This window comes from Burkholderia sp. BCC0097, assembly GCF_902832985.1.
Taxonomy (GTDB): Bacteria; Pseudomonadota; Gammaproteobacteria; order Burkholderiales; family Burkholderiaceae; genus Burkholderia; species Burkholderia orbicola.
On the sequence record NZ_CADFDM010000004.1, the window covers coordinates 90,582 to 111,845 of the forward strand.

Below are 21,264 nucleotides of genomic sequence, written 5' to 3' on the forward strand. Positions count from 1 at the left end.
GCGGCAGGTGAAGCGGATCGGGATCGCATCCCGTCGTCAGATTCCGCGCGAGCGAAGGCAGCACGCCGCCAGGGCAGCCGCCGTTCGCGCCCATTGCAGGCGTCATTCACAGATCATGTCCAGGAAGTCATCCATCAGCGGGGCGGCCGACTTGCAGCGCAGGCAGTGGCTCAAGGTCGCGGGCGCGTCGGTCGCGGCGGGCGGTCTTGCGCTCGGCGCAGCGCGGGCGAAGGCCGATGCGGCGCCTGCCGCCGGCCATGAAGGCGACGTGCTCGATGTCGCGATCGTCGGCGCCGGGCTGGCCGGCCTGACGGCCGCGCGCGACCTGCGCTACGCGGGCTGCGAATCCTTCGTCGTGCTCGAGGCGCGTGACCGCGTGGGCGGCCGCACGCTGAACTACGACGTGGGCGGCGGCTTCGTGACCGAAGTCGGCGGCCAGTGGATCGGCCCGGGCCAGACGGCGGTCGCCGATCTCGCCCGCGAGCTGGAAGTCGGCACGTTCCCGAGCTACTACGCGGGCAAGACGGTGATTCTCGGCGGCGACGGGCGCGCCGAGATCGACCTGGAGGGCACCTTCGGCACCGACGAGGCCGTCGCGGCGAAGCTGAGCAAGCTGTCGCGCGACGTGCCGTCCGGTGCGCCGTGGACGTCGCCGAAGGCCGGCGAACTCGACCGGCTGTCGGTCGGCAACTGGCTCGCGACGCAGGGCATCAAGGCGGAAGACCGGATGGGCTGGAACGCGTCGATCTCGCTGTCGGGCGGCGTCGCGTCGGCGAAGATGGGGCTGCTGCACTTCCTGTCGATGATCAACTCCGCCGATTGCGACTACGCGCAGCTCGACTCGATCAAGCACAGCGCGCAGGAAACCCGCTTCGTCGGCGGCTCGCAGCTTCTCAGCATCCGGATGGCGCAGCAGCTGGGCGACAAGGTGCGGCTGTCGTCGCCGGTGCGGCGGATCGTCGGCTGGGATCGCGACGTCGTCACGTTGCAGACCGATCGCGGCACGGTGCGCGCGAAAAAGGTCGTGATGGCGCTGCATCCGGCGCTGTGCCACCAGGTGCAGTTCGACCCGCCGCTGCCTGACAAGCGCGTCGCGCTGCAGCGCGCATGGCCGGCCCATTCGCCGGCGCGCAAGACGGCGATGGTCTACCGCCGCCCGTTCTGGCGCGACAAGGGCTTGAATGGTCACATCTTCCAGACCGACGGGCCGGTGTTCTGGGCTTACGACAATTCGCCGCCGGGCGGCGAGATCGGCGTGATCAACGCGTTCGTCCGGAATGCGCTGGTGCCGTCGGACCCGCAGGCCGCGAAGCAGATGCACATCGATCTCTATGCGCAGGCGTGGGGCGACGAAGCGCGCGCGCCGGTGTCGTACCACGATCGCGACTGGGGGCTCGCCGACCCGTGGACGCTCACGTGCGTATCGGCGATCCCGCCCGGCTTCTGGAGCGCGCACGGCGACGCGCTGCGCGCGCCGTGCGGCAACCTGATCTGGTCGGGCACCGAGACGGCGAACATCTGGGCCGGCTACATGGACGGCGCCGTGCGCTCCGGTCACCAAAGCGCGCTTCAGGCGCTCAATGCGCTGCGTCGTGCCTAGGAGAGCGAAGATGAAGAAACGCATGCTGCTGGTCGCGGCGCTCGTGGTGATCGGCGCGGCGCTGGCGCTCTACGGCCCGACGCTGCTCGGCTTCTATCGCCTGCAGCGCCATATCGATACGGCCGCGCAAGCCGATGACGCCGACGGCGGCCCGTGGCCGCGCGTGACCGACGCGTGCATGGGCTGCCACGGCGTGAAGGGCACGTCGCTCAGCCAGGCGTATCCGAGTCTCGCCGGCCAGCCGGCGCAATACGTGGCCGCGCAGCTTCGCGCATTTGCGGGTGGCCAGCGCACGAACCCGACGATGGGCCCGCTCGCGATGACGATGAGCGAGGCCGAGATCACCCGCCTGGCCGGCTATTACGCGAAGCAGGCGCCGCTGGACAACCGCTATTTCAAGCCGGATGCACGACTGCGCACGAAAGGCGAGCAACTGGTGACGGGCGGGGCATGCGCGGCCTGCCACGGCGCACGGCTGACCGGGCAGGCGCAATTCCCGCGTCTGGCCGGGCAGGGCTACGACTATCTGCTCGCGCAGCTCGACGCATTCGCGACGGGTTCGCGCAGCGAGGCGACCGGCACGATGCAGCGCGTCACGCGGGCGATGTCGGCGGACGACCGCGCGGCGGTCGCAACCTATCTGGCGAGCCTCAGCCCCGCGAGGCAGTGAATCAACGGCACTAACCGACCTCGGGAGTTCGAATCATGGATCACAGATCACTTGTCCTTTGTCTTTCCAGCGCGACGCTTGCGATGACGACCGGCGTCTATGGCTTCAAGTTCGTGCGCAAGCGCAACTTCCTGATCGGTATCGAGTGGTGGATCGTGACGATCTCCGCGTCCAATGCCGTGATCTTCTTCGCGACCGAATCGCCGGTGTCGTACTTCATTTCGCACTTTCTCGACGCGTTCTCCCGCGGGTTCGGGATGCCGGTGATCGCGGTCGCCGGCCTGATGGCCGTCACGCACGGCTACCGGCCGTCGATGCGGCAGGACGTGACGCTGTTCGTGCTCGCGACGCTCGGGACGGTCGCGCTCGTGGCCGGCGTGTTGCAGCACGCGCTGCCGTACTTCTACGTGGCGATGTGGACGTTGATGTCGATCTATCTCGCCGGTTTCGTGTGGCGGCTCGTGCGTGCCGGCCACGCGCTCCATGCGCTGACGACGACGCTCGCGCTCGTCGCCTCGCAGGCGATCGCGTGCATCTACGATTTCTACAAGATTCCGGGCGAGGAAACCAACGTCGTGTTCAATTTCTATGTACTGGCGCTGCTGACCTGGTCGTACCTGACCGTCGCGCTCTATTACGCATATTGCGCACTGGAGCGAGACGCCGGGCGCAGCAGTGCGAACGCGAGCGTCTTGTCGTATCCGAAATGAGTAGCTGTACTGAGGAAGTGGAAGGGGATCGAGCCGGTTGCCGGTCCGGCCGCGGCGAACACGGAGCGCACGGATGGACCGGGTTCGCCTGACCCGCGCCGAGCAGCGCGAGGCGACGCGCGAACGCCTGCTCGCCGCCGCGCGCACGATCTTCGTGGAGAAAGGCTATGCGGCCGCGAGCGTGGAAGACATTGCGGCGGCGGCCGGGCATACGCGTGGCGCGTTCTACTCGAACTTCCACGGCAAGGCCGACGTGCTGTTCGAACTCCTGCGACGCGATCGGGACGAGGCTGCCGCGGCATTGCACCGCATCGTCGATTCGCATGACCCGGCCGACGACGCGCAGCGCGCGATGCTCGCGTACTGGCGACAGGGCACGACGCCGCCCGCAGCGCGCCTGATGTGGCTCGACGCGCAACTCCAGGCGGCGCGCGATCCGCGGTTCCGTGCGCGGTTCGGCGCGTTGCTGCGCGACCGGCAGGCGCTCGCGGCCGCGTGCATCGACGCGTATGCGGCGCGGGCCGGCGTGTCGCTGCCGTTGCCCACGCCGGTACTGGCGCTCGGCTTGACCGCGCTGGGCGACGGCATGCAGGCGCACGGCGCGGCCGACACGCCGGCCGACGCGGTATGGGTCGAATTCATCATGCACACGGTGTTCGACCGCGTGCGCGAATGACGGCGCGAAGCAGCGGCCGCCGTGCGTTGTCGTGCGCTTGTATGAAGGTCGAAAGCGGATTGTCATGACGGGCCGGCAGCGGGTGGCGACGCCCGTTCGATCATGCAGACGAAACAGGGAATACCCCGTCTTTTTCTTTTAATTATTTTTATCATGATGACCTAACATAGTCATCATGTTCTACTGATGTACCGGCGGTGAAGACGAGCCGCCGGTTGTGGCTGAACGAATCGGGAGATAGACGATGGATGCAATGAAGCGAAAGGCGTTCTTCGAGGACGGAGCCGTGCTCATCGAAGGGGTGCTCAACGACGAACAACTCGCGCAATGCCGCGCGGTGTTCGACTGGGGAATGGAGAATCCGGGCCCGATGGCGACGACGCTGCTCGACGGCACCGAATACAAGTCGCACAACGACAACGCGAACCCGTATGCGAAGGAGCGGCTCGACGCGCTGGTCGGCACACTGCCGTTCGGGCAGTTGTTCGCCGACCTGTGGGGCTCGAAGCACGTGTGGTACTTCGCCGAGGAGCTGTTCATGAAGGCTGGCGGCAAGAGCGCACGCTCGCCGTGGCACCAGGACACGTCGTACCTGCCGTGGCAGGGGATGCATTTCGGCAACGCGTGGATCAGCTTCGAACACGTACCGAAGCGCAATGCGCTGGAGATCGTGCGCGGCTCGCACCACGGCGTGCGGCATGACGGCACGACGTTCCAGAACGCCGAGGATCCGACCGACCCGCTGCATGGCGGCGACGTGTGGCCGCGCCTGCCGAACATCGAGGCCGAGCGCCGCGCGGCGCCGGATGCGTACGACATCCTGTCGTGGGAAACGAAACCGGGCGACGTGCTGCTGCTCCATCCGGGCGTGCTGCACGGCGGCGGTGCGGTCGATGCGGAGTTCCCCGATCGCCACACGCTCGTGCTGCGCTTTTTCGGCGACGACGCGGTGTTCAGCCCGCTACCCGACGAAAGCCGCTCGGGATTCACGCCGGCCGGCGTGCTGTTCGTCGAGGAACTCGCCGGGCTGAAGGCTGGCGATCCGTTCCGCGCGCCGTGTTTCCGTCAACTCGTCTGAACCGGGAGAATTCGTCATGACAGCAACTCCGAAGCGGCAATCGATCGTGCCGGCTGCATTCCAGCCGTGGTACGACGCGTATCATTTCTCGCCGGCGACGCGCGTCGGCGACACGATCTGGGTGTCGGGCCAGGTCGGCCTCGACGCGCGGATGCAGCCGGCCGACGGCGTGCAGGCGCAGGCACGGATCGCGTTCGAGTGCCTGAAGGCGATCCTCGAGGAAGCCGGCGCGAGCCTCGCCGATGTCGTCGAGCTCACGACTTTCCACACGGATCTGCAACGCGAGACCGAAGGCTTCGCGGCGGTCAAGGACGTGTATTTCCCCGACCGTTACCCGTCGTGGACGGCGGTCGGCGTCACGCAACTGGCGCTGCCGGGGCTGTGCGTCGAGATTCGCGCGGTGGCGGTGGCCGGCTCCGGCAAGGGCTGACGGAAGGCACGAGGGTTTTTCGCGGGATTTGCGTTCTATATGAATCGCAGTCCTGATGAAAAAAGCAACGGGACGGCAATCGATTGGCATGCGGCCGGCCGGAACCCCGGCCGGCCGCGATCAGGGCGCGATGTCGTCGTCGATTGACGACGACGATCGAAACAAACGCGTTTCGTCCGGGATGGGCGAGCGAAGGCGGAGCAGGAAGGAGAACCATGATGAAGAAGCATCGTTTCTGGACCACGTCCGCGATCGCGGCCGCTGCATGTGTCGCGATCGGCACCGCCGTTGCGGCGGACGACCTGACGCCGGCCGGCGCCGACCGCTCGGCGAGCAAGGACGGCGCGGTGCCGGCTTATGCGGGCAAGCAGTCGCCCGACGCCGGCTGGGAGTGGGGCAAGGTTCGCGGCGATTTCTGGAAGCATCGCAACGAGAAGCCGCTGTACTCGATCGACGCGGCGAACGTCGACAAGTATGCGGACAAGCTGTCGCCCGGCCAGGTCGCGCTGATCAAGCAGAAGAAGGGCTACCGGATGGACGTCTACCCGTCCCACCGCGAATGCCAGTTGCCGGATGCCGCCGAGCAGAACTCGAAGGCGAACCTTACGGCCGCGAAGCTGGATTCGACCGGCGAGAACCTCGCGGCGGCCGCTTTGCCGGGCGTGCCGTTCCCGCAACCGAAGAGCGGCATCGAAGCGATCCTGAACTACGAGATGCGTTATCGCGGCGAAGGCGTCGAATGGGCGCAGGTCGCCACGAGTATTTCGCCCCGCCCCGGCAGCAGCGAATGGATCGACGCGGTCGGCCCGCAGACGTTCTACTTCCCGTCGGCCAAGCTCGGCAAGACCTCGCCGCAGGACGTCGACCAGTTGAGCGCTGCCGTCTACTTCCAGATGAACTCGCCGGCCGCGCTGGCCGGGCAGGCCTTCGTCCAGCGGCAGTACTTCAACAAGGACTCGGAAACCTACTACTACTTCCCGGGCCAGCGCCGCGTGCGACGCATGCCGGCCTATACGCACGATGCGCCGTTGATCGGCTTCGAGAACCAGTACCTGATCGACGAGGCCAACATGATCAACGGCTCGCTCGACCGGTTCAACTGGAAGCTGGTCGGCAAGAAGGAAATGCTCGTCCCGTACAACGCGTTCGGCATGTACCGGTTCAAGAGCAAGCTGCACGACGTCGCGACGCCCGACGGCCTCGCCGCGGCGAACCGTCGCTACGAGACGCATCGCGTGTGGGTCGTCGAGGCGACGCTGAAGCCGAGCGCGCGACACGTCGCGTCAAAGAAGGTGTTCTATCTCGACGAAGACAGCTGGCTCGCGCTCGTCGGCGAGGACTACGACGCGCAGGGCAAGCTGTGGAAGGTGCGGGAAAGCTACCCGATTCCGGTATGGGAACTCGGCGGCACCTGCGACAACGAACCGCTCGCGCAGTACGACATGATCAACGGCCGCTACGTATTCGATGCGTCGTCGATCGGCCAAGGCAAGGACATTCGCTGGTTCGGTCAGGCCGACGATCCGCGCTTCAAGCAGGATTTCTACACGGCGGAATCGCTGCGCTCGGTCAGCGAACGTTGACGGCGACCGGCTGACGGACACAAGGACCGGCGCGCGCAACGATCGTGCGCCGGCATTGAACAGGGGCGGAGGTGGATCATGGAACCGGCAAGATTGTTCAGGAATGCTACGGTATCGGCGGCGATGGCGGGCGCCGCGATGTCGAGCGCGTACGCGTATGACTTCACGTTGAACGGCGGGGCCCTACAGGGCTCGTGGGTGTCGAACCTGACGGGCGGCGCCGGTATCCGGACCAAGAACCCGAGCTGCTCGCTCACCGGCGATCCGAATGCATTCGGGTGCGGCGGGGCCGCGAACACCAACCAGTGGGGCTATGCGGACAACGGCGATCTGAACTACCGCAGGGGCCAGCCGTTCAGCACCTACGTCAGCGCGACCAGCGAGCTGTTGCTGAAGATGCCGAGCGAAGGGTTGAAGTTCATGGTGCGCGGCACCGGCATGTACGACTTCATGGCCAAGAACACGAACCGCACGCCGTTGTCGAGCACCGCAGCCGCGCAGGTGGTCTACAACGCGCAACTGCTCGACCTGTGGGCGCAGAAGGATTTCACGATCGGCGGGCGCAACGCGCACGTGCGGCTCGGCAACCAGGTGATCAACTGGGGCGAGAGCATGTTCGCGCAGAGCGGCATCAACGCGACGAACTCCATCGACACGCAAAAGCTGCTGATTCCCGGCTCGCAGCTCAAGCAGGCGCTGCTGCCGGCGCCGATGGTGAGCCTGGTGGCCGACCTGTCGCACGGCTTCAGTACCGAGGCGTACTACCAGTTCCAGTGGAACGGCAACCGCTATCCGCCGGTCGGCTCGTACTGGTCGGTGACGAACGGTTTCGGCCGCGGCGCGGAGCCGTTTACGATCAATACGAATAACCTGAACGTGATCGGCCCGAGCGCCGGCACGATCGCGAACGCGATCGGCGGTTCGGGTGCGGCGGGCAACCAGGACACGCTCAATGCGATCAAGAACGGGCTCGTGAACGGCGCCTACGCAGGGCCGCCGTTCAACGACATCGGCCTGCCGAGCACGACGAACCTGCCGGCGAAATACAGGCCGCAGTTCGGCGTGAAATTCAACTATTCGCCGCGCTCGTTCGACGCGAACTTCGCGTTCTACTACCTGAACTACACCGACAAGTCGCCGGTGCTCGCGTCGCTCGCGAACGGCACCGAGCAATGGTCGTATCTCGGCCGGCGCCAGTTGTTCGGCGTCAGCGCGAACTTCGGCGTCGGCCCGTGGGCGATCGGCACCGAATTGTCGTACCGGCCGCGCGATGCGGTCGCGCTGTCGAGTTGCTACGGCGCGGGCGGCCCGCTCGACCTGAACACGAACGGCGTGGCCGGCGTGGATTGCCCGCAATGGGTCGACAAGAAGAAGTTCCAGTACGACATCAACGGGCTGCTCGCGCTCACGCGCAGCGAGTATCCGTTCCTGAAACTGCTCGGCGCCGATTCGGCCGCGCTGACGTGGGAACTGACGTGGATCTACTACCCGGGGCTGAGCCCGAGCGGCGTGACGCGCACGGTCGGCGGGCAGACCGTCACGCAGGTGCCGCAGGCCGGCTACCTGCCGTGGCTGAACAACGGTTCGGCGGCCGGCTATCCGATCGGGATGGGCCAGGGCACGTCGAGTTCGGTGGGCGCGACGATCGACTTCAACTGGACCTATGACGGCTCGCTGATTCCCGGCTGGCAGGTCACGCCGGGCGTGACGTTCAGCACCGGCCTGTACGGCTACACGCCGACCTTCACCGCGAACTACATGCAGGGTGCGAAGTCGCTGAACGTCTACGTGCTGTTCAACCAGAACCCGCCGAACTGGCAGGCCGGCATCAACTTCACTTCGTTCTGGGGCGGCCACAACACGGTGGGGCAGCCCTATGCGGACCGCAATTTCGTCGGCTTGTTCGTCACGCGGAATTTCTGACGGCGGCAGGTGGCGCGCGCCACCGCAATACATGAAGGGGTAACGTCGTGCTCAATCGTCTGGTCAGTCGCCTGGAAAGGCTCTTCTTCGGTCACCGCGCGATCGTGCTCGCGGCGATCGCGCTGTTCACCGTCGCGATGGCCGTGTTCGCCGTGCAGCTGCGTATGGATGCCGGCTTCGAAAAGCAGATGCCGATCGGGCACGAGTACATCCGCACGTTTCAGCAATACCGGAACGACCTGCTCGGCGCGAACCGGATCACGGTGGTGGTGCGTGCAAAGCATGGGTCGATCTGGTCGAAGGAAGGCTTGACGCGGTTGTACAACGTCACGCAGGCGGTTACATACCTGCCGAACGTCGACCGCATCGGGGTACGCTCGCTGTGGACGCCGAACGCGTTCGTCAACGAAGTGACCGACGAGGGCTTTCGCGCGGAGCCGATCATTCCGGGCACGGTCACGCCCGACCAGTTGACGCCGGAGCGCGTGCAGGGCATTCGCCGCGCGACGACGCTCGGCGGCTACGTCGGCACGCTCGTGTCGCACGGCGAGGACAGCGCGATGATCACGGCCGAGCTGAACGAGCGCGACAGCGCCGGCAAGGTGCTCGACTACGTGGCGTTCAATCATCTGCTCGAAGAGAAGATCCGCAAGCCGTTCGAGGATGCCGGCTACGAGATCCAGATCATCGGCTTCGCGAAGCAAATTGGCGACATCGCCGACGGCGCGACCGCCGTGCTCGGCTTCTGCGCGGTCGCGCTGCTGCTGACCACGCTCGCCGTGTACTGGTACTGCCATTCGGTGCGCTTCACGGTGCTGCTGGTCGCGTGTTCGCTCACGTCGCTCGTGTGGCAGTTTGGCACGCTGAAGCTGCTCGGCTTCGGCCTCGATCCGCTCGCGGTGCTCGTGCCGTTCCTCGTGTTCGCGATCGGCGTGTCGCACGGTGTGCAGCAGGTGAACTTCATCGTCCGCGAGATTGCGCACGGGCAAAGCTCGTTCGATGCGGCGCGCCACAGCTTCAGCGGCCTGCTGATCCCCGGCGTGCTCGCGCTGATCACTGCGTTCGTGTCGTTCATCACGTTGTTGCTGATTCCGATTCCGATGGTGCGCGAGCTGGCGATCACCGCGTCGCTCGGCGTGGCCTACAAGATCGTGACGAACCTGATCCTGCTGCCGGTCGCGGCATCGTGCTTCAACTTCACGAAAACCTACGCCGACAACTCGCTGAAGCGCGCGCAGCAGCGTGCGAAGCCGCTGCGTCTGCTCGCACGTGTGGCGGAGCCGAAGTATGCGGGCATCACCGTCGCGCTGACGGTGGCGATTTTCGCGCTCGCCGCATGGCAAAGCCGCGATCGCGTGATCGGCACGCTGCAGCCGGGCGCGCCGGAGCTGCGTGCCGACGCGCGCTTCAACCGCGATGCGACGTCGATCGCCGGCAACTACGACATGGGCCTCGACTGGTTGACGGTGGCGATCGAATCGACCGGCAAGGCGTGCGACAACCCGGCGGTGGGCCTGTACGAGGACGACTTTTCGGCCGCGATGAAGACCGAGCCGGGCGTCGTGTCGGTGCAGTCGTACTCCGCGATGCTGCGCGCGTACAACCAGGGCTACAACGAGGACTTCCCGAAGATGAACGTCGTGCCGATCGCCGCCGAGAACTACGGCGCGGTGTCGGTCGACGTGTCGCGCCTGAAGGGCTTCATGAACCGCGATTGCGGGATGACGGCCGTGCACCTGTTCCTGACCGACCACAAGGCGACGACGATCAACCGGATCCTCGACGACGTGAAGCAATACCGCGCGTCGCATCCGTTCCCGGGCATCACGGTGCGGCTGGCCGCTGGCAACGCGGGCGTGCTCGCCGCGACCAACGACGAGGTCGAGAAGAGCGAGCTGCCGATGATGCTCTACGTGTATGCGGCGATCCTGATCCTCGTGTTCCTCGCCTATCGCGACTGGCGCGCGATGCTCGCCTGTTGCGTGCCGCTGTCGGTCGCGACGTTCATCGGCTACTGGTTCATGAAGGAGCTGCAGATCGGGCTGACCGTCGCGACGTTGCCGGTGATGGTGCTGGCCGTCGGCATCGGCGTCGATTACGCGTTCTACATCTACAACCGGCTGCAGGTGCATCTCGCGGGCGGGCAGGACATCGTGAAGGCCGTGCAGCACGCGATGCTCGAAGTGGGCGTGGCCACGATCTTCACCGCGATCACGCTGGCGATCGGCGTCGCGACTTGGAGCTTCTCGGCGCTCAAGTTCCAGGCCGACATGGGCAAGCTGCTCGCGTTCATGTTCATCGTGAACCTGGTGATGGCGATGACCGCGCTGCCGGCGCTCGCGTCGCTGCTCGAACGCTGGTTCCCGCGCCGCAAGCCGGCTCGCGCGCCGGGCTTGTTCAGTCACTGACGCGCACGAACATTCCGACGGAGATCCAGTCATGGTCAAGACCTTCGCTGTTTGCGGCGCACTTTGCCTCGTGGCGGCCGCCTTCGCACGCTTTCATGAAACGGTCGCGCTGCAGCCCGCGCCGGTCCACGCGTTCGCGACCGACGTGAAACGCGTCAGTGTGCGCCACACCGCGGTCGACGGAGCGGCGATGACCCCCTCGTCGAACGACGGCGACGCCGGGCGTCAGACGGCGGCCGCGCAGGCTGCCGACAAGCCGCCCGTCGTCGTGCTCGGCGTCGCGCATGCCGGCTGGTCGGTGCTGTTCAGCCACTGATACCCGCGCACACCCACTACGGAGGTTCATCCATGATCAAGACGCTCGTTGCCGGTGCCGCGCTCTGCGCCGCCGTGGCGGCCTTCGCGCAACCGCAGGACGGAACGGTGGCGGCCTGGGCCGCGAAGCCCGCGCATGCGTGGGCCGCGCCGACGCACCGGATGCTGATGGATGCGGCGCATGCCGGAGCGCGGATCGTCGCGGTCGGCGAGCACGGCATCGTGCTGCTGTCCGACGACGACGGCAAGACCTGGCGGCAGGCGCGGCGCGTGCCGATCTCGGCGACGCTGTCGGCCGTGTCGTTCGCGGATGCGAAGCACGGCTGGGCCGTCGGCCAGTGGGGCGCGATTCTCGCGACCGACGACGGCGGCGACACGTGGGCCACGCAGCGGCTCGATACGTCGGTCGACCAGCCGCTGTTCTCGGTGCTGTTCACGAATGCGCGGGACGGCATTGCCGTCGGCCTGTGGTCGCTGATGCTGCAGACGCATGACGGCGGCAAGACGTGGGCGCGCACGACGCTGCCGAAGCCGCCGGGCGGCGGCAAGGCCGACCGCAATCTCTGTCACGTGTTTGCCGACCCCGCCCATGCGCTCTACGTCGTGTCCGAGCAGGGAATGGTCCTCAAGTCGGCCGACGATGGCGCGAACTGGGTCTATCTGCCGACGGGTGGCAAGGGCACGTTGTGGTCGGGCGTCGCGATGCCCGACGGCCGGATCGTGGTCGGTGGGCTGCTCGGCAGCCTGTTCGAGAGCCACGACGGCGGCACGACGTGGACCGCGCTGAATACCGGCGCGCACAGCTCGATCACCGATCTGGTCGCGACCGGCGGCGGGCTGGTGGGCGTCGGGCTCGACGGACTGACGTTCACGCAGCGCGTCGCGGGCGGCCCGTTCGACGTCGCGCAGCGCGCGGATCGCGCGACGCTCACAGCCGCGCTGATCGACGCGCGCGGCAAGCCGGTGCTGTTTTCGCAGGACGGCGTGCTGGCCGCGCCGTGAATTGAATCCGTCGAGAAAAACGAGAAAGCATGGAGTACTCGGAATGAAACGCAAGCACAAGCCGGACATGCAGGCCCGGCGGCAAATATTGCGCGTCGCGGCCGCGGGCGCCGCGACGCTCGCTACCGGCGAGGTGTCGTTCGCCGAAGGCGCGGCGCCGGCATCCGCCGATCGCGGCGTGTTCGACGTCGTCATCATCGGCGCCGGGCTCGCGGGGCTGACCGCCGCGCGCGACCTGCAGCGCGCCGGATGCGAATCGTTCGTCGTGGTCGAGGCGCGCGATCGAGTCGGCGGGCGGACCTACAACCACGATCTCGGGCACGGCGTGGTGTCCGAAGCCGGCGGTCAGTGGATCGGCCCGGGGCAGACGGCGATTGCCGACCTCGCCCGCGAACTCGGCGTCGATACGTTCCCGACGTATTACGCGGGCAAGACCGTCGTGCTGGCCGGCGACGCGCGCGTCGCCCAGGATTTCCACGGCGGCTCGGGCGGCGACGACGCGCTCGGCGCGAAGCTCGGCGCACTCGCCCGCGGCGTGCCGTCGCGCGAACCGTGGACCGCGCAGCACGCGGCGGAGCTCGACAAGCTGACCTACGGCGACTGGCTGCGCAAGCAGGGCGTGACTTATGAAGACGGCTACTTCCTCGGCCTCGCGGCGAAGCTGTCGCTCGGCGGCGCACCGGCCCAGCTCGGGCTGCTGCACTACCTGTCGATGATCAACAGCGCCGATTGCGACTACGCGAAGCTCGAATCGACCAAGGGCGGCGCACAGGAAACGCGCTTCGTCGGCGGCTCTCAGGTGTTGAGCATGCGGATGGCGAGCGAACTCGGTGCGTCGAAGGTGCAACTGTCCTGCCCGGTGCGCAAGATCTCGGGCTGGGATCGCGACGTGGTCGACGTGCAGACCGATCGCGGCGTGCTGCGCGCGCGGCGGGTGATCGTCGCGCTCAATCCGGCGCTCTGCCAGCAGATCGTGTTCGATCCGCCGCTGCCGGACGGCCGTGCGCAGTTGCAGCGGAACTGGCCGGCGAACGCGCCGATGCGCAAGACGGTGCACGTATACGACCGGCCGTTCTGGCGCGACGACGGCTACAACGGACAGATCTTCGAAGTCGGCGGCCCGGTGTTCATGGCGTACGACAACTCGCCGCCGGACGGCTCGGTCGGCGTGCTCGCCGCGTTCGTCGCGCCGGGCGCGCTGCCGGCCGAGCCGAAGGCCGCCGAGCGGACGCTGTCGGCCATCTTTGCGCGCGCGCTCGGCGACAAGGCGCTGCATCCGACGCAGTTCCACGACTACGACTGGGGCCGCGTCGATCCGTGGACGCTGCAGTGCATCCACCCGTTGCCGCCCGGGTTCTGGACGAAATGGGGCAAGTTCCTGCGCCCGGAGGCCGGCCGGCTGATCTGGTCGGGCACCGAGACGGCCGACCTGTGGGCCGGCGCGATGGACGGCGCGGTGCGCTCCGGACACCGCGCGGCGTTGCAGGCGCTCGGCAAACTGGCCGGCCGCGGCCGGGAGGCCTGAATGAAACGAACCTGGATGATCGGCGCGGTGCTCGTGATCGCGGGCGTGGCGGCAGCCGGCACGCTGTATGGCCCCGACTTGGTCGACGGCATGCGTTACCAGAAGTCGATGGCCGCGATCGACGAAGCCGACAAGGCCAACGGCGGCGCGTGGCCGCAGCCGCAGGAGACGTGCTTCTTCTGCCATGGCGTGCACGGGCAATCGCAGAATGCGTGGTATCCGTCGCTGTCCGGCCAGCCGGCCACGTATATCGCCGCGCAACTGCGCGCGTTCGCCACGGACCAGCGCCGCAACGCAACCATGGGGCCGCTTTCGCGCGAACTCGACGACGCGAAGATCGCCGCGCTGGCGACCTACTTCGCGCGACAGGCGCCGGCGCGCAACGAGGCCGTGCCGGCCGACGCGGCGCTCGACAAGCGGGGAATGGCGCTCGTGGAGGCGCGAAGCTGCCGCGCTTGTCACGGCGCGGCGCTGACGGGCAAGGACCCGGCCCCGCGCCTCGCGGGCCAGGGGCAGCTTTACCTGGAAGCGCAACTGGCGGCGTTCCGCTCGGGCGAGCGGCACGATCCGACCGGGGCGATGAATGCGTTGGCCGCGACGTTGTCTGGCGACGACACGCGTGCCGTTGCGCACTATCTGGCCGGCCTGTCGCCGGACAGGGCAGCGAAGTGATGCGCGAAACACGTCAGGGCCGGGAATACCCTGCCTTTTTCTTTACGCTTTACTTTGTCATAGTGACCTAAGATTGGTAATGTGTTCTACAAAAGAACGCGCCGGATACGAAGCAGCAGTACCCGACCTCGAACCGAACCGGTTCTCGACAATTCACGTTTCAGGAGACAACCATGGCTAAGCACCCCGTCGTCGTTTATGGCGCAAGCGGTTACACCGGCATGTTGATCATGGACTGGCTGATCGACCAGAACATCCCGTTCACGGCGGTCGCGCGCAATGCGGCCCGCGCGAAGGAAATGATGGCGCAGCGCGTCGTGCGGCTCGAATCCGCGCAATACGAAATCATCGAGGCGGAGCACGACGTCGATGCGCTCGTGAAGGCTTTCCGCGGGGCGAAGGTGGTGTGCAACACGGTCGGGCCGTTCTCGAGCTTCGGGCTCGTCGGCGTCGAGGCCGCGCTGAAGGCCGGCTGTCACCACCTCGATACGACCGGCGAACAGTCGTATATCCGTGCCGTCCGTGACGAATTCGGCGAGCAGTATCGCCAGGCCGGCCTGCTGGTGTCGTCGTCGAACGCGTACATGTACACGTTCGCCGAGATCGCCGCCGAGCTCGCGCTCGAAACGCCGGGCATCGATGCGCTGGAGACGGCCACGCTGACCCGCGGCCCGCGCGGCGCGGCCGGCGTGAGCATCGGCTCGACCGCGACGATCTTCGACGGCGCGCGCCACGAGTCCTGCTACCTGTGGGAGAAGGCGCTCGTGCCGCACGCCGCGGACGCGTCGTTCACCGTCGCGACGCCGGAGCTGATGCAGCCGGTGTTCTGCCTGCCGTGGGGCGGCACGTCGCTGCCCGTCTATTTCGAACACGATGCGCGCGTGCGCAGCTGCATCTCGTGCGTGGGCTTCTACGACAACAACGTGATGAAGCTGGTGCATCAGTTCGGACAGAAGTGGGAAGCCGAATACAAGCACCTGCCGCGCGAACAGCAGGACGAGGTGCTGAAGCAGGTCGTCGCGTCGACCACACCGACGATGCCGCCGCGCGAGCGCACGACGATCCAGCGCAGCGTCGACTTCGCGATCGGCCGCGGCCAACTGGCGGCGGTGCGCGCGACCGTGCACGGCGTCACGCCGTACATCTCGACGGGCGCGATTCACGCGGCCGGCGTGCTCAAGCTGCTCGACGGCGATACCGCGCGCACCGGCTTCGCGTCCGGCTCGAAGGCATTCGGCCATCGCTACCTGCTCGGCTTCCTCGAACAGCGCGGGCTCGCGCGCGCGACGGTCACGCAACTGTGACGGCCGCTGCCGCACCGGTACACACCCAACGGAACCTGTGACATGGCCATTATCGATTTCTACGACCGCGGCTGGCGCCTCAATCCCGACGGCATCGCGTACATCCAGGGCGATCGCAACTACACGTTCCAGGAGATCGGCGAGTTGTCGTGCCGCATCGCCAATGGGCTGCTCGCCGCCGGCTTCGCGAAGGAGGCGAAGGCGGCGGTGTGGGCCGACAACGACGTGATCGGCTGGAGCTGCGCGCTCGGGATGTGGCGCGCCGGGCTCGCGTATATCCCGGTGAACGGCCGCAACGCGGTGGCCGAGAACCAGTACGTGCTCGATGCGTTCGACTGCGAGGTGCTGTTCTTCCATCAGGCGTTCGCGGCCGCGATCGATGCGCTGCGGCCGAGCCTGCCGAAGGTCCGGCTGTGGGTGTGTCTCGACGCCGACTTGCCGTGGGCGCCGTCGCTGGCCGCGTGGAGCGAGCGCCAGCCTGCGACGCCGCCGGCCGTCGATTACGCGATGGACGACGTCGTCGCGCTGTCGGCCACGGGCGGCACGACGGGCGCGCCGAAGGGCGTGATGAACACGCACCGTTCGCTACAGACGTACTTCGCGCAATTCATGATCGCGATGACGTACGACGATGCGCGCCCGGTCAATCTGGCCGCGGCGCCGATGACGCACACGGCCGGCATGATGTCGCTGCCGTGCACCGCGCGCGGCGGCACGGTGGTCGTGCTGCCGAAGCCCGACCCGGCATTGCTGCTCGGCGCGATCGTCAAGCACCGCGTGACCGAGTTCTTCCTGCCGCCGACCGTGATCTACCGGCTGCTCGACATCCCCGGCATCGAGCAGGTCGATTTCTCGTCGCTGCGCTATTTCCTGTACGGCGCCGCGCCGATGTCGGTCGAGAAACTCAAGCGGGCGATCGACGTGTTCGGCCCGGTGATGACGGGCGGCTACGGGCAGACCGAGGCGCCCGCGTCGATCTCGTACCTGACGCCGGCCGAGCATTTCGTCGACGGCAAGCTCGCGTCCGACACGCGGCTCGCGTCGGTCGGCCGCCCGAACCCGCTCGTGCGCGTCGAAATCGTCGGCGAGCGCGGCGAGGTGTTGAAGCAGGGCGAAACCGGCGAGATCTGCGTACGCGGCGACCTCGTGATGAAGGGTTACTACCGCGCGCCGGACAAGACGGCCGAGACGATCGTCGACGGCTGGCTGCACACCGGCGACATCGGCCATTTCGATCGCGACGGCTATCTGCACATCACCGACCGCAAGAAGGACATGATCATCAGCGGTGGCTTCAACGTCTATCCGAGCGAGATCGAGCAGGTGATCTGGGCGCATCCGGCCGTGCAGGACTGCGCGGTGATCGGCGTGCCCGACGACAAATGGGGCGAGGCCGTGAAGGCCGTGGTCGAACTCAATGCCGGGCAGCAGGTGAGCGCGGAAGAGCTCGTCGCGCTGTGCAAGGAGAAGCTCGGCTCGGTGAAAGCGCCCAAGAGCGTGGACTTCGTCGCGGCGCTGCCGCGCAGCACGGCCGGCAAGGTGCTGAAGAAGGACCTGCGCGAACAGTACTGGCAGGGTCGGCAACGCAGGATCTGAACCTGCTTCATATGGATTCCATACGATGAGCAACATCTACATCGCCGGTATCGCGATGACCGTGTTCGGCCGGCATCTCGACCGTAGCCTCGACGATCTGGCGAGAGAGGCGCTGCAACGCGCATTGCGGGACGCCGGTTGCCACGCCGATGCGATCCGCGCCGCGTTCTATGCGGGCATCACCAATGGCCCGCTGCAGGGGCAGTTGTCGATCCCCGGCCAGGTCGTGTTCAGCAAGATCGGCCTCGAAGGCATTCCGGTGTTCAACGTCGAGAACGCGTGCGCGTCCGGCAGTACGGCCGTGCACCTCGCCGTGCGCGAACTGCAGTCGGGCGCGTGCGACGTCGCGCTCGCGCTCGGCGCGGAAAAGATGAATGTCGCGGACAAGGCGAAATCGTTCGCGCTGTTCGACGCCGGCTGGGACGTGTCGCGTGTCGACGAGAATTTCGCGACGCTCGCGCGGCTCGGCGAAGGGATCGAGCCGCCGCCCGGTTCGGAGTCCGAGCGCCCGTACAGCCGCTTCATGAAGATCTACGCGGCGATGTGCCGGCACCACATGCACACGTACGGCACGACGCAGCGGCAGATCGCCGCCGTGTCGGCGAAGAACCACGGGCATTCGGTGCACAACCCGTATTCGCAGTTCCGCCAGCCGTTCACGATCGACGAGGTGCTGGCGGCCGCGCCGATCACGTACCCGATCACGCTGCCGATGTGCGCGCCGCTGTCGGACGGGGCGGCGGCCGCGATCCTGTGCACGGAGGATGGGCTGGAGCGCATCGGCGCCGATCGCAGCCGCTGCATCCGGATCGCCGCGAGCGTGATCCGCAGCTTCACGCGGCGGCGCATCGACGAGCCGCACAAGCACATCGGCCGGCTCGCCGCGTTGCAGGCCTACGAGCAGGCCGGCGTGGGGCCGGCGGACATGGACGTGGCCGAAGTGCACGATGCGTCGGCGATGGGTGAAATCATCCAGGCCGAGAACCTCGGCTTCGTGCCGCTCGGCGAAGGCGGTCCGGCCGCCGAGCGCGGCGAGTTCACGCTCGGCGGGCGCATCCCGATCAACACGTCGGGCGGCCTCGAATCGAAGGGCCATCCGCTCGGCGCGACCGGCATCGGGCAGTTGTACGAGCTGGTCACGCAGTTGCGCGGCGAAGCGGGTGCGCGGCAGGTGGACGGCGCGCGTCATGCGATCCAGGAGAACGGCGGCGGCTTGCAGGGCGTCGAAGAGGCCGCGCTGGCGATTCACATTCTCAGCAGGGACTGACGGAGGCGGACATGGGCGATGCACACGGCGCAATGGCGCTCGGGCAGGGAGCACAGGTGGCGCAGGCGACGCGATCGGCATCGGGCGGGGTCGGCGCGGCGGCGGCGATGCAGGCGGCGGGCGCCGCGGCGGCCGGGCCGCTCGCGCGCTGGGGCGAGGAAATGCGCGCCGATGCCGCGTTGCGGAAGTATCGCCCCGTCGGCGGCTGGATTGAGCCGCCCGAGCGTGCGCAACCCGAACTCGAAGGCGACGTGCAGGCGGACGCGATTGTCGTCGGCGCGGGCTTCGCCGGCCTGTCCACGGCGCTGGAACTGGCGGCGCGCGGCGCGAGCGTCGTCGTGCTCGAACGCGAGTTCGCGGGCTTCGGCGCGAGCGGGCGCAATGCAGGCTATCTCGCCGGCGGCCAGGGCCTCGAATACGAGCTGTTTCTCAAGCGGGTCGGCCACGAGCAGGCCAGGCGGATCGTCGGCTTCTACGACGAAGGCGTCGCGTACGTCGAGCGCAAGCTCGTCGAATACGCGATCGACTGCGACTACCGCGCGTCGGGCATCATTCGCGCGGGTGTGCATCCGTCGCAGGAGAAGCGCCTGCGCGAAAGCATGGCCACCGGCATCGAACTCGGCTCGCCCGCGCAGTTTCTCGACGGCGCGGCGATGCGCGAACGCGGCATTCCGCCGGCCTTCCTGTTCGGCGCATACGTGCCGGGCGGCGGCACGCTCGATCCCGGCAAGTACGTCACGGGCTTGCGGCGAGCGGCGCTCGCGGCCGGTGTGAAACTCTACGAGAACACTGCGCTGCTCGACTTCGACGCGGGCGAGACGGTGCGCGTGCGCACCGCCCGCGGCAGCGCGAGCGCGCCGGTGCTGGTGCTCGCAACCAACGCGTACACGCCGCAACTCGGCCTGCTCGGCGACAAGGTGATGCCGCTGCGCGTGTCGGCGCTCGAAACCGAGCCGCTGTCCGATGCGCAGCTCGCGGCACTCGGCTGGCCGAATCGCGAGGGCATCGTCACGTCGCACCTGACGATGGAGAGCCATCGCCTGACCGCGCGCAACACGCTGCTGCTGACGACCAAGCGGCTGCATTACGTGTACGGCTCGCAGACGCCGAACGTGCCGGACGACGACGCGTATCGCGCACTGCTGAAGGCGCTGCACACGCGCTTTCCGCAACTCGGCAACGTGCCGGTGCGCGCGTGCTGGAGCGGATACATCTCATTCGCGGGAGACGCGTTGCCGGTGGTCGGCGCGGCCGGCGCGCATGGCAACGTGTTCTATACGGCCGGGTGTTCGGGGCATGGCGTCGGCACGCAATCGCTGATCGGGCGCGTGATGGCCGAGCGCATTCACGATGGACGATCGCCGCTGCTCGACGCGTTGACGCACAAGACGCCGTCGGTGCCGCCCGAGCCGCTGCGCTGGTGTGCGATGACCGCGATGCTCGGCGTCGCGAACCTGCTCGACGAACGCGTGAACCGCAAGGTGCGGCCGGTGTAGCGGCGCTTGCGATCGTCGCGACACGCAAACGTGGATTCGGCCGGGCCGCTCGACGCAGGGGCGGCTCGATGGAAAATGCAGCGCGCATCGGGTATAGTCGTTGGCGCTCCGTAAGGCACGGAGCGTCCATTCGACGAAGCCGAAACGCCATCTTCACGACGAACACGATGACAGTGTCCAACGAGCAGCGCAGCACCCGAAAGCGGCGCACTTCGACTGCCACCGCCGCAGCGAGCAACACCGACGGCTTGCGGGCGCAAGGCCTGCGCACGCGCAACACGATCATTCGTGTCGCACGCAAGCTGCTGCTGGAAGGCGGGCCGCTGGAGTTCTCGCAGCGCGCGGTTGCGGCGGCCGCGGGCATCAGCGTCAGCAATCTGCAGTACTACTTCCCGACGCGCATCGCCGTGTTGCGGGCCGTCATCGAGCCGGTGATCGAAGCGTATCTCGACGACATGAAGCGCGCGATGAGCAGCGATGCGTCGCCGCGCGACGTGTTCGAAGAGATCATCGTGCGCTCGATCGCCGATGCGAAGGATGCGAAGTACAACGCGTTGTTCCGGCATTTCCTGTCGTTCGCGGCCACCGACCCCGAATGCCTGAAGCTGTGCGAAGAATGGTATTCGGCGCTCACGCGCGATCTCACGCAGTTGGTGCGCGCGCTCACGCCAACATTCAGCGCGGCCGACGGCCGCCATGCGGCCACGATGCTGATCGCGCTGGCCGATGGCCTCGCGATGCAGTACGGCACCATCGGGCGGCACACGCAGGCGCTCGACGCGTATTTCGCGGCGACGTCGCGCGCGATCGCCTACGGCACGCTGGCGGCGCCCGCGAGTAAATAACGGCGCGATCCGCCGCAGCGGCCACGCGAACGGAGACAGGGGAATACCCTGTCTTTTTTTTGCTTCCTGTGTTTGTCATGATGACCTATGTTTGGTATGTGTTACTAGATGTGGGATGGCCGGGCGCGTCCGCTGCCGGGCCGACATGATTCGAGTCCAGGAGG

18 protein-coding genes are annotated in these 21,264 nt (G+C 67.2%); all 18 read left to right on the plus strand.

The window, feature by feature from the left end; all coding sequences use genetic code 11:
• The first annotated feature begins 115 nt into the window (after positions 1–115).
• The 18 genes from HWX07_RS14225 to HWX07_RS14310 all read left to right on the plus strand — a co-directional run bounded on the left by HWX07_RS14225 (position 116) and on the right by HWX07_RS14310 (position 21,100).
• Positions 116–1,600, plus strand: coding sequence for an FAD-dependent oxidoreductase (locus HWX07_RS14225; RefSeq protein WP_175876634.1), 1,485 nt, complete (start codon positions 116–118; stop codon positions 1,598–1,600).
• A gap of 10 nt (positions 1,601–1,610) precedes the next feature.
• A complete protein-coding gene (locus HWX07_RS14230) occupies positions 1,611–2,270 on the plus strand; it encodes a c-type cytochrome (protein ID WP_175876635.1) in 660 nt (219 codons plus the stop codon).
• 35 nt (positions 2,271–2,305) lie between these two features.
• A complete protein-coding gene (locus HWX07_RS14235) occupies positions 2,306–2,980 on the plus strand; it encodes a hypothetical protein (protein WP_175876636.1) in 675 nt (224 codons plus the stop codon).
• Positions 2,981–3,053: 73 nt separating this feature from the next.
• Entirely contained in the window at positions 3,054–3,656 is a 603-nt protein-coding gene (locus tag HWX07_RS14240) for a TetR family transcriptional regulator (protein ID WP_175876637.1), read from the plus strand.
• A gap of 244 nt (positions 3,657–3,900) precedes the next feature.
• Entirely contained in the window at positions 3,901–4,734 is an 834-nt protein-coding gene (locus HWX07_RS14245; RefSeq protein ID WP_175876638.1) for a phytanoyl-CoA dioxygenase family protein, read from the plus strand.
• A 16-nt stretch (positions 4,735–4,750) separates the two neighbouring features.
• The gene (locus tag HWX07_RS14250; RefSeq protein WP_175876639.1) at positions 4,751–5,164 is read left to right on the plus strand and encodes a RidA family protein; all 414 of its coding nucleotides are present in this window, start codon (positions 4,751–4,753) and stop codon (positions 5,162–5,164) included.
• Between the two features lie 215 nt (positions 5,165–5,379).
• Positions 5,380–6,747 (plus strand): DUF1329 domain-containing protein, encoded by a 1,368-nt coding sequence (locus HWX07_RS14255; RefSeq protein ID WP_175876640.1) that lies wholly within the window; start codon positions 5,380–5,382, stop codon positions 6,745–6,747.
• Between the two features lie 78 nt (positions 6,748–6,825).
• Complete coding sequence (locus HWX07_RS14260) at positions 6,826–8,670, plus strand: DUF1302 domain-containing protein (RefSeq protein ID WP_175876641.1); 1,845 nt, start codon at positions 6,826–6,828, stop codon at positions 8,668–8,670.
• A gap of 47 nt (positions 8,671–8,717) precedes the next feature.
• On the plus strand, positions 8,718–11,078 hold the full coding sequence (locus HWX07_RS14265) for an efflux RND transporter permease subunit (RefSeq protein ID WP_175876642.1): 2,361 nt from the start codon (positions 8,718–8,720) through the stop codon (positions 11,076–11,078).
• Between the two features lie 31 nt (positions 11,079–11,109).
• A complete protein-coding gene (locus HWX07_RS14270; RefSeq protein ID WP_175876643.1) occupies positions 11,110–11,394 on the plus strand; it encodes a hypothetical protein in 285 nt (94 codons plus the stop codon).
• A 32-nt stretch (positions 11,395–11,426) separates the two neighbouring features.
• Positions 11,427–12,395, plus strand: a complete 969-nt coding sequence (locus HWX07_RS14275; protein WP_175876644.1) for a YCF48-related protein — start codon at positions 11,427–11,429, stop codon at positions 12,393–12,395.
• Positions 12,396–12,438: 43 nt separating this feature from the next.
• Positions 12,439–13,920 (plus strand): FAD-dependent oxidoreductase, encoded by a 1,482-nt coding sequence (locus HWX07_RS14280; protein WP_175876645.1) that lies wholly within the window; start codon positions 12,439–12,441, stop codon positions 13,918–13,920.
• The gene (locus HWX07_RS14285) at positions 13,921–14,592 is read left to right on the plus strand and encodes a c-type cytochrome (protein WP_175876646.1); all 672 of its coding nucleotides are present in this window, start codon (positions 13,921–13,923) and stop codon (positions 14,590–14,592) included.
• 173 nt (positions 14,593–14,765) lie between these two features.
• A complete protein-coding gene (locus HWX07_RS14290; protein WP_011548639.1) occupies positions 14,766–15,896 on the plus strand; it encodes a DUF5938 domain-containing protein in 1,131 nt (376 codons plus the stop codon).
• 42 nt (positions 15,897–15,938) lie between these two features.
• The gene (locus HWX07_RS14295) at positions 15,939–17,492 is read left to right on the plus strand and encodes an AMP-binding protein (RefSeq protein WP_175876647.1); all 1,554 of its coding nucleotides are present in this window, start codon (positions 15,939–15,941) and stop codon (positions 17,490–17,492) included.
• A 25-nt stretch (positions 17,493–17,517) separates the two neighbouring features.
• Entirely contained in the window at positions 17,518–18,759 is a 1,242-nt protein-coding gene (locus HWX07_RS14300; RefSeq protein ID WP_175876648.1) for a thiolase family protein, read from the plus strand.
• 11 nt (positions 18,760–18,770) lie between these two features.
• Complete coding sequence (locus tag HWX07_RS14305; RefSeq protein ID WP_175876649.1) at positions 18,771–20,255, plus strand: FAD-dependent oxidoreductase; 1,485 nt, start codon at positions 18,771–18,773, stop codon at positions 20,253–20,255.
• A 167-nt stretch (positions 20,256–20,422) separates the two neighbouring features.
• Positions 20,423–21,100 (plus strand): TetR/AcrR family transcriptional regulator, encoded by a 678-nt coding sequence (locus HWX07_RS14310; protein ID WP_244129983.1) that lies wholly within the window; start codon positions 20,423–20,425, stop codon positions 21,098–21,100.
• The last annotated feature ends 164 nt before the right edge of the window (positions 21,101–21,264 follow it).